9 protein-coding genes are annotated in these 14,064 nt (G+C 72.3%); 7 read left to right on the forward strand and 2 right to left on the reverse strand.

The features are described 5' to 3' along the window. The first annotated feature begins 103 nt into the window (after positions 1 to 103). Complete coding sequence (locus tag TRD_RS07425; protein ID WP_015922532.1) at positions 104 to 1,459, forward strand: S8 family peptidase; 1,356 nt, start codon at positions 104 to 106, stop codon at positions 1,457 to 1,459. Between the two features lie 980 nt (positions 1,460 to 2,439). Here TRD_RS07425 and TRD_RS07430 read toward each other — a convergent pair. Continuing rightward, on the reverse strand, positions 2,440 to 4,656 hold the full coding sequence (locus tag TRD_RS07430; protein ID WP_015922533.1) for a hypothetical protein: 2,217 nt from the start codon (positions 4,654 to 4,656) through the stop codon (positions 2,440 to 2,442). A gap of 689 nt (positions 4,657 to 5,345) precedes the next feature. Between TRD_RS07430 and TRD_RS07435 the strand changes: the two genes are divergently transcribed. The 6 genes from TRD_RS07435 to TRD_RS07460 all read left to right on the forward strand — a co-directional run bounded on the left by TRD_RS07435 (position 5,346) and on the right by TRD_RS07460 (position 12,919). Further along, entirely contained in the window at positions 5,346 to 6,659 is a 1,314-nt protein-coding gene (locus TRD_RS07435) for a class I SAM-dependent methyltransferase (protein ID WP_143714663.1), read from the forward strand. 604 nt (positions 6,660 to 7,263) lie between these two features. Further along, complete coding sequence (locus TRD_RS07440; RefSeq protein ID WP_015922537.1) at positions 7,264 to 8,202, forward strand: glycosyltransferase family 2 protein; 939 nt, start codon at positions 7,264 to 7,266, stop codon at positions 8,200 to 8,202. After that, entirely contained in the window at positions 8,189 to 9,967 is a 1,779-nt protein-coding gene (locus TRD_RS13675) for a glycosyltransferase (protein WP_015922538.1), read from the forward strand. The genes TRD_RS07440 and TRD_RS13675 overlap by 14 nt, the downstream gene beginning before the upstream one ends. 10 nt (positions 9,968 to 9,977) lie before the next feature. Further along, complete coding sequence (locus TRD_RS07450; RefSeq protein WP_015922539.1) at positions 9,978 to 11,126, forward strand: glycosyltransferase family 4 protein; 1,149 nt, start codon at positions 9,978 to 9,980, stop codon at positions 11,124 to 11,126. A 78-nt stretch (positions 11,127 to 11,204) separates the two neighbouring features. Beyond that, complete coding sequence (locus TRD_RS07455) at positions 11,205 to 11,597, forward strand: hypothetical protein (RefSeq protein ID WP_015922540.1); 393 nt, start codon at positions 11,205 to 11,207, stop codon at positions 11,595 to 11,597. Between the two features lie 20 nt (positions 11,598 to 11,617). Next, positions 11,618 to 12,919: a DUF1015 family protein gene (locus TRD_RS07460; protein WP_015922541.1), complete on the forward strand. Its 1,302-nt coding sequence runs from the start codon at positions 11,618 to 11,620 to the stop codon at positions 12,917 to 12,919. A gap of 780 nt (positions 12,920 to 13,699) precedes the next feature. On the opposite strand, the gene TRD_RS13680 is transcribed toward TRD_RS07460, so the two are convergent. After that, positions 13,700 to 14,062, reverse strand: a complete 363-nt coding sequence (locus tag TRD_RS13680) for an SPW repeat domain-containing protein (RefSeq protein ID WP_015922542.1) — start codon at positions 14,060 to 14,062, stop codon at positions 13,700 to 13,702. Positions 14,063 to 14,064 lie beyond the last annotated feature (2 nt).

Below are 14,064 nucleotides of genomic sequence, written 5' to 3' on the forward strand. Positions count from 1 at the left end.
ACCGCGGACTGCGGGTGGAGGCGAGCGTCTCGCGCTGCCTCGCCCGTCAGGATCGGCCCACCGAGTCGTCTCCACTGGTCTCGCGAAGGGAAGGGAGAATCCGATGCGTTCCGTATCGCTCACACGACGGTGGCGCTGGCGCACACTCGCCGTCGTGCTGGCGCTGGTCGCCACTCTCATCGCCCCGGCCCTGCTGGCCGCAGCGAGCTCGAGCCAGCAGCTACCGCCCTACCAGCCCGGCCGCGTCCTCGTGTCCTTCAAGCGCGGCACCAGCGCAACCACCAAGGCGGCTGTCCACCAGCGCCTCGGCGCCCAGCTCCTCCGCTCGATCCCGCAGATCGACGTCGACGTCGTCCAGGTCCCGGAGGGGAGCGAGCTGGCTGCCGTCGCCGCCTACAAGAGCGACCCGGCGGTCGAGGACGCTGGACTCGCGGTGCTCGGTCACTTCGATGCCGTACCGCCGACGGTCCCGAACGACCCGCGCTTCGGCCAGCAGTGGTACCTCCAGGAGATCCGCGCCCCGCAAGCCTGGACGCTCGTCAGTGGCAGCCGAATCCGTCCCATCGTCGCCGTGCTCGACTCGGGGCTGTACCGCCCGCACGAGGAGTTCCAGGCCGGCCAGATCCTCCTCTACCAGGACTTCACGATCTGCGGCTCGCCGCCCGGTCCCGGGTGCGGCTTGAACGACCCTGTCGGCCACGGTACGCAGGTCACGGGGGTCATCGCCGCGGCGCACAACAACATGCGGGGGATCGCTGGCGTTTGCCCCCAATGCCAGATGATCGTCCTCTCGGTGGACGACGACGCTGGCAATGATGTCGATCCCGCTGCCCTCGCCGATGCCCTCGTCTTCGCCGCGGACCGCGGTGCCCGGATCATCAACGGCTCGTGGGGCGTCCCCTACTCGGTCATGACGACCGGGACCTACACGGCCCTCAACCGGGCGATGCAGTACGCGCTGTCGCGCGGTGTCCTCTTCGTGAACTCGGCCGGGAACGACTTCAACAACCCGTCCTCCGTTCCCAAGTGGCCGCAGACGACCTGGGGCGGTCACCCGCAGGTGCTGATCGTCGGCGCCACCGGGCCCAACCGCAGCCTGAGCACCTATACGAACCGCACCTACATGCCCAACGGTAGTCCCTCCCCCTTCACCCAGGTCGTCGACCTCGGCGCGCCGGGCGGGAGCGGCAACAACTGCTCGAATCCGAGTCAGGGTGTCCTGATGCCGGACAACACTGGCGGTTACAGTGCCACCTGCGGCACCTCCTTCGCTTCCCCGATCACCGCTGGGGTCGCCGGGCTGGTGCTGGCCAGCGGCATCTGCTCGACTGCGGCCTGCCTCAAGCAGCGTCTCATCGCGACGGCCGATTCCGTCCCCGGCCTCGCCGCCGCCTGGCCCAACGGCCGCTTCCTCAATGCTTGCCGCGCGGTCGATTCCATGAACGGGATCCGCTGCTAGCTCCCTCCAGTCTCCCCGGCGGGGCGCCATCCTCCTGGCGCCCCGCCCCGCTCCTCCCCGCTCCGCACCACCGCATCCGCCACACGCGCCCTCCCGCTCGGACGGGCGCGCCGCGCCCCGCCACCGGGAACGTACGGCGCCGCGTGTGCCGCCCCGACGAAAACGGGTCACTCGGCTACGGTCGCCCGCCGTCCGCCCACCGGCGCCCCGACGACTACCGTCGAACCCAGGCGTGCCTGGACCGTCCAGGTCACGCCTGCGTGACCCGTCCGGCCCGCCACGGCCGCTAACCGCGCCGCCGGTATCCAGCGCCCCCCGGCCTGTCCGGGCGTGGCGTGCCGCACCCGGACCCGGAGCACGCAGGATACAGTGCCACGCGAGCGACGGGGGTGCGGGGTGCTCGACCAGGCGACCCGCAGTGCCGCCTGCCGCCTGCGCACCGCCCGGTGCAGCCGGGCCACGCACGCGTCGCCCCTACCGGGGGAACGGGACAGGGGTGCCGAGCGGCAGCGCAAGCGCGGGTGCGGTGCGCGACCGGCCGACGGGGGCGTCTCCCCGATGAGAGAAATGCGGACGGGGTGCCTGAGCACCAGCGAGGTTAGGGATATCCAGACGCTCGCGGCTTGTGGACGGCGGCGCTCGCCTGTCGCAGGTCTACCAGCAGCCATCGACCACCGCCGATCCCTTCGGAGGAGTCACGCGTGCGCGGGCTGACCGGGCCGGGCACGGCCGACCCGGTCAGCTCCCAGGGCCGCAAGACCCAGAGCAGCGGAGCAGCGCCGGCTCCCCCCAAGCGATACCGCCGTGGCGGGACTAGGAGATACAGAAACAGGGAACACAGTCACCGCGCTGCACTGCGTTCCCCCGCCGGCGCGGGAGCGCAGGCCGCCTGGTCGTGCGGGCCGACTCCTGCTGAACGAACGAGGGCGGGGTCGTGTGACCCCGCCCTCACCCAGTCACCCAGACCGATCGCGCTCGGCTCACGCCGGCTGCTGCGGCCGAGAACGGCCACTGCACGTGACCGTCGTCAGCAACAGGTCGTTCGGCCCGAGCATGCCGTTCCCGTCGACGTCGTAGTAGAGCTCGACGGTGACGGTGAACTGGCCGTCGGCAGGAGGCCCGTCCGTTCGCCAGTACAGCGGTGCGCTGAACGAGCCGTCGGCTGCCGTCGTCAGGGCCAGCGTGTTCTGGTCAGGGCTCGCCGGCACGGCGAACGACATATCGTCGACCGCCGGATTGTCGATGACGTGCAGCAGGATCGGCGCGCCGCCTGGCACCACGCCCGGCCCGAGCATGCCGCTCAGCGTGCAGTCGGGCGTCGGGTCACCAGGCGCTGGGTTCTGCTCAGTCGTGCAAATGAGCTCCCAGCCCTGGGCGCGCGGCATGTTGTAGGCCGCCGAGCCGTCGAACTGCACGTCGTAGTTGACGTTGTTCGAGACGCCCACGATCGGCCCCAGCCCGTCGAGCTGCGTGACCACGACCGAGCCCTGGAACCCGCCCGGCATCTCGCCGTAGTTCGGCGCGTAGGCGATGTAGCCACCGTGCGCCGGGATCGAGGCGATGATCGGCGCGGTCAGGGTCGGCGCAGTCGGCGAGCCGGTCGAGCTGTAGAACACGAGCGACACGCGCACCGGCCGGTCACCCGCGTTGAACAGCGCCACACCGCTGTTGTCGTTGCCGCCCGAGAGCAGGCCCTGCTTCTGGAACAGCGGCATGTACAGCTGCCCGTGCGGGATGTCGGTGCCCGACTGCGCGACGTAGCCGAGCGCCTGCCCGACGTCCTGGTCGATGCCGGTGTACTTCACCGAGTCGACCGCCACCAGCACCGGCTGGGTGGAGACCACCAGCGCGTGGCCGAACCCGCCGATCCCCACATCGGTCGTCGCCGGCTTGTACACGAACTCCATCGCCCGCGGCTGGATGACCCGGCTCTCGGTGCCGACCGCCACACCGGCCGAGTTGTAGTAGGTGATCTGCACGGTCGCTGGCGCGACGTCGCTCAGGTTCGCCATCGAGATGCCGCTGTTCCAGCCGTTGTAGCCCTGGAAGATCAGCGGCAGCGCCTGCACCCTGTTGCCGGCACCCTGCGGCAGCGCCTGGTTGGTCAGCGCCATGTTGACCGGGTCACCCCACGGCTGCGTCGGCTTCACACGGTCGACCGTCGCCGCCACCTCGCAGTCGCTATCGACCCAGGCCTGGCCGACCCAGCCGTCCGGCACACCCTGTTCCTTGAGGTCGATGTGCCAGGTCTCGCCCCGCCTCAGCAGCCTGATGAACTGGCCGAAGCTCGGGTCGCTGTAGCCCGAGGGCGACTGGTAGAGCGTCACCGTGACGCTGCAGTTGCTGCGCGAGTCGAAGTTGGTGACGTGCAGCACCGAGTTCCAGCCGTTGTTGGTCTGGACGATCGGGAAGACGAGCGCGTGCTGCCCACCGATCTCCACGTCGGTCTGCGGCAGCGCCGAGTAGCCGCTCACTGCCTCGTGCTGCGCCGAGGTGCGACCAGCGTTGCTCGCGACCGGAGCGACGATCTTGGCCACGCCAGCGATCGGCAGGCCGATAGTTTCTGTGCATCTCACCGTGACTGTGTACTCCGTCCCTGGAGCCGGCTCGGTATCACCCAGAAAGTCGGCAGGAGTACCAGTAGTCGGGTCATCCGCGACGCCCCAGTCGATCACGATTTGATTTCCGACCACGGCCCAGGTGTAGTCACCGGTAGGACTTGTCTCGCTCCCGTTCCACTCGTTGAAGACAGTGTTGCCCTGGCGGACACGGATCGACAGCACTGCGCCTACGCAAGGGTTGTTGATGCGGTCGACGGTGTTGGGTGACGCTCCACGGACAACCGTGCGGGTCACCGACCCCGGCCGCACGACCACCCCACCGCCGTTGCCGTCGCCGAAGAGGGCCGACGAGTTCCACGTCTTCGCCGCGAACGGCTCCAGCGTCGCGGTAGTTATACTCGTGCCATCGGCCTTTCGAAGCTCGACTTCGATGAAGGCATCGTTCGGGTTCTGGACGGTCACCGTGCCGTACCACGGCCCCATGTTCCCGTACTCTTCCCCGTTGGGGACGAATGGGAAGTAGATCCAGCCGGTGATCTCCTCGACCACCGCCCCAGCCGGCGCGACCGTGAGCGAGGCGAACGCGCTCACCGCCAGCGCCAGCGCTGTGAGCAGACTGACCAAACGCTTACCCATACGAGTTCACCCTCCTCGCGTCATCGGCGTGTCAGCACGTCGACGACACATCCGCACCGGCCGGACCGCCCGGCCGGCCGCCGCTCTTCCACCCGCTCGTCGCGGGCGCGGGGGCGGCTCCCCGCTCGCGCCTCTGCCGCCCTCGCGGCGGCTCGTCTCTCCTTTCCTCGGCGCGCCCCTCCTTTCCCAGTCCCGTTCCCTTCCCCTGGCACGCACGCTGGGTCAGCCCCGCGGGCGCCGTTCGCTCCGTCCAGGCACCGGCCGGGTGCGCCTGCCCGTCCGGCACCGGGCGCAGTCTACCAGGGTTCGGGCCAGACCGTCCAGCCCGCCCGGGGCGATGCCCCGGCGACAGTCCCCACTGGGACTGCACCCATTGTGTTTAACGCACGAGGGGTCCCGACGGTTGCGCGGGGGTGGCGAATCAGGCAGCGCCTGACTCCGACAGGATGGGGGTCGCCCCACCGTGGCGCCCTTGTGCCCGACCGGAGATGCATTGCCCCACCCGTGTAGGGGCGAGGCGCTGCCTCGCCCGTGCGCGCCATGGGCGCGGCAACCCGCGGCACTCACCGGCACGCGGTGACTGCAATGGCACACCGCACGAACGGCGACGGGATGGTCGGCCGGCCCTGCCGGGCCGGCGGGTCAGGCAGCGCCTGACCCCTACATGGCGGGGGCGGGTGCGCCGACCGGTGGCGGACACGCGCCGCACCGGCGATGTGCCGGTCTACCCTCTCGGGGCCACCGGCGCCTCGCCCGGCCGGCTGCACGCCGGGCGCCCTGCGCTGATCGCGACGACGCGGTTGGGTGCGCCGGCCACCCGCGCCGTCGTCTACACTGGTGGCGGGGGGAACCGCGCGGTGGGCAGCCCACTGGCCGACCTGATCCAGCGCGAGATCGCCGAGCGCGGGCCGATCACCTTCGCCCGCTTCATGGAGCTCGCCCTCTACCATCCCCAGCACGGCTACTACATGACCAGCGTCCGCGCCGGGCGCGCCGGCGACTTTCTCACCGCCCCGGAGACGCATCCGATCTTCGGCTGGGTGATCGCCCGGCAGGTCGCCGAGTGCTGGGACCTGCTCGATCGGCCAGAGCCGTTCCACTTGGTCGAGTACGGCCCGGGGAGCGGAACGCTCGTGCTGGCGATCCTGCGCTACCTGTCCCAGAACGAGCCGCATCTCCTCGAGCGGCTGCGCTACTGCCCGATCGAGCCGAGTGCTCCGGCGCGCGCCGAGCTCCTCCGCCGCCTCGGGACGGCCGGCTGGGCGCACCTCGTGACCGACGCGCCGCCCGCGGCAGCGAGCGGGCTGGTCCTGGCCAACGAGGTGGTCGATGCCCTCCCGGTGCACCGGGTGCGGCAGGAGGGTGGCGAGCTGCGCGAACTCTTCGTCGGCTGGGACGGCCAGCGCTTCGTCGCCGTGCCCGGTCCGCTCTCGACGCCCGAGCTGGCCGACTGGCTGGCGCGGCTCGGCGTCCAGCCGGTCGAGGGGCAGGAGACCGAGGTCTGCCTGGCCATGCTGGGCTGGCTGGACGAGGTGGCGCGGCGGCTGGAGCGCGGGTACCTCCTGGTGCTCGATTACGGCGCGCCGGCACCGGAGCGCGCCGATCCGACCCGCTTCCCCCGCGGGACGATCCGGACCTACGCGGCGCACGCCCGCGGGAGCGACCCGCTCGCCGACCCGGGCGAGCGCGACATCACCGCTCACGTCGATTTCACGATGCTCAGCCTGGCCGCCGCCGAGCGCGGCCTGGTCCCGCTCGCGCTCACCACACAGGCCGAGTTCCTGGCCCAGGCCGGACTGGGCGAGCTGCTGGTGGCGCTCCAGGCCGAGCCGGGGATGACCGCCGCGCAGTACCTGGCCGCCCGCGCTGCCGCCCTGCACCTGCTCGACCCGGGCGGGATGGGAGCCTTTCGCGTCGCCCTCTTCGGCAAAGCGATCGACCCAGCAGCGCTGCCGAGCGGCTTCCGCCAGCGCCTGCTCACCGGCGTCCCGCTGCCGGAGTGAGCTCGCGCTGACCGGCGCGCTGCGAGCGGGCACCGCACCGTGCAGCCCCTCCGGACTGTCCGTCGGCCGCGATGGTTGCCGGCCCTGGCGGGCCGGCGGGTCAGGCACCGCCTGACCCCTACAAGACGGGGCCGGTGGCGCCCGCCCGTGCGGAAACGCGCCGCACCGGGGATGTGCCCCCACGTTGTAGGGGCGAGGCGCCGCCTCGCCCGCCCGCGCCGGATGGCGCGGCGATGCAACGTGGCCGACACGTCTCGCCCGACATGCAGCGCAGACCAGCCGAGCGGCCCTCTCCACGATCGCCCGGCCGTGAACGGCCGGACTTCAGCCCCGGGCGTTCGCTGCCCACCACCCCCGCCGTGGTCATCACCGCACCGCGGCACCCATCGGCATGCGTTGCCGGCCCCGGCGGGCCGGACGGGTCAGGCAGCGCCTGAGCCCAACCACACGGGGGGCGTGCCCGACCGCGGCGGGACGTCGCTCGAGCGCGGCTGCGGCGTTCCCTGGGGTCGGGGCGAGGCGCGGCCTCCCCCGCGGCCGGGTTCGACGCTGGCCGGGCCAGCGCGCTACGATGATGCGTGGACAGGCGCAGGGGACGGGAGGCATGCGCGACCTCGACCTTTCGGTGGTCATCGTCAGCTGGAACGTCCGCCAGCTGCTGGCGGCCTGCCTGGACAGTCTGGCGGCCGACCTGGCGCGCAGCCAGCTCGCTGGCGAGGTGATCGTCGTCGACAACGGCTCGCGCGACGGGACGGTGGAACTGGTGCGCGCCCGCTACCCCTGGGTGCAGCTGGTCGCGCTCGCGGAGAACCGCGGCTTCGCAGCAGCGAACAATATCGGCATCGCCCGAAGCCGCGGGCAGGCGATCCTCTTGCTGAACCCGGATACCGAACTGCGGCCGGGTGCGCTCACCTGGCTGTGGCGCGCCCTCTGGGCGGCCCCACACGTCGGGCTGGTCGGCGCGCGCCTGCTCAATGCCGATGGGTCGCTCCAGTCGGCTGGCTACCGGTTCCCCGGCTACGTCCAGAACCTGCTCGACTTCTTCCCGCTGCACCCGCGCCTCGTCGGCTCGCGCCTGAACGGGCGCTTCGGCCCCGGCGACGGCCTCTCGCCCTTCGCCATCGATCATCCGCTCGGCGCCTGCATGCTGGTGCGCCGCACGGTCGTCGAGCAGGTCGGCGGCCTCGACGAGGGGTATCGGTACTACAGCGAGGAGATCGATTGGTGCCGGCGCATCCGGGCTGCCGGCTGGACGATCCTCACCGCGCCCGCTGCCCTGGTGGTCCACCATGCCGGGGGGAGTACCCAGCAGGTCGCGCGGGAGAGTTTCCTCCAGCTGCACCGGAGCCGGGCCCGCTATTTCGGCCGCTGGCACGGCCCGCTCGTCGTGCGGCGCCTGGCCCGCCTGGCCGAGCTCGCGGCCGCCTGGACCGCCCTCCGCGCGCGCCTGACCCGCCGGCCCGACCTGGCCGAGCGGGCACGACTGTGGCGCGAGGTCGCTGCGATCTACCGGAACGCTGCCGCCTGCCATGAGCCGACCTGAGCGCTTGCCGCTGGCCGTCGTCATCCTGACGCTGAACGAGGAGCGGCACCTCCCGGACTGCCTGGCGAGCGTGCGCGACCTCGGCCGCCAGCTCCTGGTCGTCGATTCCGGCTCGACCGACCGGACGGTCGAGATCGCGCTGGCGGCCGGTGCCGAGGTGGTGACGCACCGCTTCGTCGATTTTCCCTCCCAGCGGAACGCGGCGCTGGAGCTGGTGCGCGAGCCGTGGGTCCTGTTCGTCGATGCCGACGAGCGCGTGAGCGCCGGACTGGCGGAAGAGATCCGGCGCGCGCTCCCGCTCGCCGACGAGACGGTCGCCGGGTTCTGGATCCCCACGCAGAACTGGATGTGGGGCAAGTGGATCCGGGGCGGTGGCTGGTGGCCGGACGAGCACCTGCGACTGTTGCGCGTCGGACGCGCGCGCTACCGTCCCGAGGTCGCGGTCCACGAGGTCGTGGAACTCGATGGGGAAGCGCGGCATCTCCGTGCCCCGCTCGTCCATATCAACTACGAGTCGCGCGGCGAGTTCGTGCGAAAGCAGCTCCGCTACGCGCGGTTGGTCGCGCGCACGCTGGTGCAGCAGGGAAAGCGGCCGCGCCGGCGGACGTTCCTCGGCCAGCCGCTGCGCGAGTTCTGGCGTCGCTTCGTCGCGCTGCGCGGCTACCGGGACGGGCTGGACGGCGCGTTCCTGGCCGCGACACTCGCCTGCGCGACCCTGGTGACCTGGGTGCTCGTCGCCCGGGAGATCCGGCGCCAGGCGCGGCGCCGGGCCGGAGGGGTCCCCGAACTGGCGGACCCGCCCACGCTCGATGTCTCCGTCGTGATCGTGAGTTACCGGAGTCGCGCGCTGCTCGGGGAGTGCCTGGATTCGGTGCGCGCCAGCCTCGCGGCGAGCGGGCTGGCCGGCGAGGTGGTCGTGGTCGAGAACGGCTCGCCGGACGGGACGGCGGAGCTCGTACGCGAGCGGTATCCCTGGGTGCTCCTCGTCGTCAACGCGGAGAACCGCGGCTTCGCGGCGGCAGCCAACCAGGGCATGCGACTGGCGCGCGGCCGGGTCATCGTGCTGCTCAATCCGGATACGCGCGTCGTCGGCGATGCGCTCGGTCGCCTGGTGCGCTTCCTGGAGCGGCATCCGACGGTCGGGGTGGCCGGCCCGCGCTTGCGCTTTCCCGATGGCCGGACCCAGCCGTCGCGCCGGCGTTTTCCCACGCTCCTCACCGGGTTCCTGGAAAGCACGCTGGTCCAGGACTACTGGCGTGCCAACCGCGTGCTGGCGCGCTATTACGTGGCCGACCGCAGCGAAGACGAACTCCAGGAGGTCGATTGGCTGGTCGGGGCGTGCCTGGCCATCCGGCGCGAAGCGCTCCGCTCGGTCGGCCTGCTGGACGAGCGGTTCTTCCTCTACTCCGAGGAGGTGGAGTGGTTCTGGCGGCTACGGCGGGCGGGTTGGCGCGTCGTCTACCTGCCGGATGCCGAGGTCGTGCACGTCGAAGGTGCGTCGAGCGAGCCGGAATCGGCGTTCCGCCAGGTCGCCTTCGATACGGCCAAAGTGCAGCTCTATCGCCGACTGCACGGACCGCTGGCCGCCGAGCTGCTGCGGGCTTTTCTCCTGGCGACCTACCTGGTGCGCCTGGGGCGCGAGAGCGCCAAGTGGCTGCTCGGGCACAAGCGGTCGCTGCGCTGGCGGCGGATGGTCCGCGACTGGCACGCGCTCCGCTCGTTGCTGCGGCCGGCGGTGGTCCGCTCGTGGGCGAGCCGTCAGTGAGCGGCGCGCCATGCGTGGGCAGGTGCTCTTGGTCACCGGCGAGTATCCCCCGCTGCGCGGCGGCGTCGGCGCCTATACGCAGCGGCTCGGCGCGGCGCTCGGCGAGCTGGGCTGGTCGGTCGCGGTGGCGACGCGCCCGCTCCCGCACCGGGCGGACGAGTTCCCCCCGGTGCGCGACGAGGTGCCCGGTTGGGACATCGGCTCGCTGGTGCGCTGGACGCGCCGCGTGCGGCAGCGCGAGCCCGCGAGCCTGCTGCACCTGCACTATCAGGCCGGGGCCTTCGCGCTGCGGGGGGCACCGCTCCTGCTCCCACTGCTCGCCCGGCCGTTGCCGGTGGTGACCACCTTCCACGATCTCCGCGTCCCCTATCTCTTCCCGAAGGCTGGCCCGGTGCGCCAGCTGGCGCTGCGCCTGCTGGCACGCACCAGTGCGGCCGTCGTGGTGACGAATCCGAAGGACGAGCGCGTCGTGCGCCGCTGGGGCGTGGCGAGCGCCCGGCTCTGGCGGATCCCGATCGGCTCCAACCTGCCAGCACCGCGCGATCCCCAGGCCGCTCGCCAGCGACTCGGCCTGTCGCCCGCGCAGCCGTTCGTCGCCTTCTTCGGCTTCCGGCAACCGGAGAAAGGGCTGGAGACGTTGCTGGCCGCACTGGCCTCGTTGCCGGAGCCCCGGCCGCTCGTAGTCCTCGTGGGCGGCGAGCGGCCGGACACAGACGAGACGCGAGCCGTCCCCGCCGCCGGCCTCGCCGCGGCCCGCGCGCTCCCAGTGCTCGACCTCGGGTATCGCCCAGCGCCGGAGGTGGCGGACCTTTTGGCGGCAGCTGATCTCGTCGTCCTCCCCTTCCGGCAGGGTGCCTCGCTGCGCAACGGCACGCTGATCGGTGCGCTGGCCTGCGGTGCGGCCGTCCTGACGACCGCGCCGCCCGATCCGGCGCAGCTGCTGCCGCTCCGCGACGGTGAGCATCTCCGGCTCGTCCCGCCCGGGGACCCGGTCGCGCTCGCCGCGGCGCTCGCCGAACTGCTCGCCGATGCGGCGCGACGAGAGCGCCTGCGGGCCGGCGCGCGCGCCATCGCCCCGGTCTTCGCCTGGGAGCAGATCGCAGCGCGCCACGACCAGCTGTACCGGCTCGTCCTGGCGCGGGCCGCAGCGAGACGGTGACGAACGCGCGGTACACTTGTGTTCTGCAGCGTGTGGCGACCGCTGCGAGCCGACTCGTGCCGACCAGGAGGAACGACCGTGCGGTACTTCCTGAAAACCGAGCGTGGCCAGCCAGCGCGGGAACTGGACGAGGCGACCGGGCAGCAGATCCTCCACCGCGGGCGCCATGAGGGACGGCGGGTGGTCGAATTGTTCGTCCTGCACCCCGACGGGCGGATCGACCGGTACCAGGAGCGGGCGCGGCGCAAGCTGGGCAGCAACGCGATCGTCAGCCGGACCTGGCTGGTCGAAACCTACCACCCCGAGCGACCCGGTCACTGGAGCGACGACCGCTATGTCCCCTCCCCCGAAGAGGCACTGGCCGAGACGGAGCCGGCCCCGGAGGCCGTGGTGCTGGTGCTGCTCGGCGCGGAAGAGGACGACGAACCAGTGCTCGCCCAGCTGGCTGCCCTCCAGGCGCAACGCTCCTGAACGCGCACGACGAGGCAGTGGTGGCGACCGGGTCGCGGCCGGAACGAGCGTTCGAGCGCGCGCACCGGGGGACGCGCTCGCTGCGGCCGTTCCGCGCTGTCCGCTACGACCTCGAACGGGTCGGTGACCTGGCGGCGGTGCTCGGCCCGCCCGACGATGTGCCGACGGCCGAGCAGGCAGCCGCTCTGGCCGCGCACCACCCCTATCACTGCTTGCATCTCGAGGTCCCCGATGCCGATGGGTACTCGTTCCAGCGCGCCGCCGCACAGTATCGGGCGTGGCGCGCGACCGGGATCCTGGCGCGCGACGAGGAGCCATCCTGTTACGTCTATGCGCACCGCTTTCGGCTGGACGGGGGGATCGCCACGCGCCTCGGTGTCTACCTGGCGGCCTCGCTCGCCCCGGATGCGACCGCACGGCTGTTGCCGCACGAAGGGACGAACCGGGAGCTAGTGGAGCGACGGTTGCGGCAACTCGCCGCGGTCCGCGCCCATGCCGGAGCCGTCTACGCCGTCTGGGCCGGCGACGGGACCCTGCGGCAGGCGCTCGAGGCGAGCATCGCCGGCGCCGCGCCGTTGTGGGAGCATGCGCGCGGCGAGGAGCAGCACGCGCTGTGGCGGGTGACAGGTCCCGCCGCCGAGGAACTGGCGGCGCTGGCCGCCAGCCGACCGCTGGTCATCGCCGATGGGCATCATCGCTTCGCGGCCGCCCTCCGCTACGCGCGCGACCAGCAGATCACCGGGACCCTCGCCCATCCGGCAGCCTGGGTACCAGTCCACGTGGTCGATGCGGCCGATCCAGCGCTCGCCGTCCGCGCGATCCACCGGCTGGTCCGCTGGCTCCCCGGTGACTGGGAGATGCTGCAGGCCCATCTGGCGCGCCACGCGCGGGTCGTCGCGGTGCGTGCGGTCCCCTCGCCGGAGGAAGCGGCGCGGCTCGCCGCCGAGCTGGCGCGAGCGTCCCAGCCGCGTGTCCTGCTCCTCCAGGAGCGCGAGCTGCTGGAGCTGGCGCTCCCCACCACGCCGGACGACGCGCCGGACGCCATCCTGGTCGATGCCCTCCTGCTCCGGCACGTCTGCGCGCTGGAGGCGGAGACGATCGAGCAGGTGGTCGAGTACACGCCCGATGCGCGCGCGGCTGCGCAGGCCGTGCTGGATGGGCGGGCGCTCCTGGCGGTCCTCGTGCGACCCACTCCGCTGGCGACCGTGCTGGCCTGGGCGCAGGCTGGCCGGCTCTTTCCGCCCAAGACGACGTACTTTTTCCCGAAGCTGCCGCAAGGGCTGGTCTTCTACGACCTGGCTGACCCGGCAACGCTCGGCTGACCGCGTGGGGGCTCGGTGCCGGGAACGCGCCGGCTGACTGGTGTCGGGGCGCGGCGCCCCAACTCGCCCGCCGCGCCACGGGCGCGGCACATGCCGGTGGCACACGTCAGCCGCGTCCACGATCCCGTCGGTACCGCGACCATCGCCCCGTCAGGGGATTCCCGGCCCCGTGGGCCGGACGGGTCAGGCACCGCCTGACCCCTACAGGACGGGGCCGACGCCCCACCGTCGCACCCATGTGCCCGACCGGGGATGCGTCGCCCCACCTTGTAGGGGCGAGGCGCCGCCTCGCCCGCCCGCGCCATGGGCGCGGCCACCCGCGGCACACGCCGGCACGCGGTGACTGCAGACGAACCGCGACGGGATGGTCGGCCGGCCCTGCCGGGCCGGCGGGTCAGGCACCGCCTAACTCCTACCGGACGGGGATGAGCGCCCCACCGTCGCACACGAATACCCGACCGGGAATGCGCTGGCCCACCTTGTCGGGGCGAGGCGCTGCCTCGCCCGCCCCCGCCATGGGCGCGGCAATGCATCGTGGCCAACCACCCCCGCCGTGGTCATCATCGCACCGCGACACCCGTCGGCATGCGTTGCCGGCCCTGCGGGCCGGACGGGTCAGGCACCGCCTGACCCCGACAGGACGGGGGCTGCCGCCACCCGTGGTGCCCATGTGTCCGACCGGGGATGCAGCGCGCCACGTTGTAGGGGCGAGGCGCTGCCTCGCCCGCCCGCGCCGGACGGCGCGGCAAAACGACACGGCGCGCTCGCCGCCCGGCACGCTCAGCGGCGCGCCAAGACGACGCTGGCCAGGCTCAGGATCGCGACCGCGATACCGACGACGACCATGCTGGTCACCATCGCCGAGACGGCGGTCTCGCCGCTCACGAAGGGGGCCGCAGCGATCCAGAGGCCGATCGGCACGTTGGCCAGTCCTACCCAGCGGAGCCCCGGCGAGAGCGCCAGTTCAGCGATGGCGAACATGACGATACAACCGCCGAAGAAGGTGGCGCTCAGCCGCGTCACGTCGTAGAGCCAGGCATCCGGGATGACGTAGGGCGAGGCGGCCAGCCAGAGGCCGAGGACCATCACCAGGGCCGCCGCGTAGTCCCAGAGGGCGGACGACCGGCGCTGTGCGGTTGCCATCG

This window comes from Thermomicrobium roseum DSM 5159 (assembly GCF_000021685.1).
Taxonomy (GTDB): Bacteria; Chloroflexota; Chloroflexia; order Thermomicrobiales; family Thermomicrobiaceae; genus Thermomicrobium; species Thermomicrobium roseum.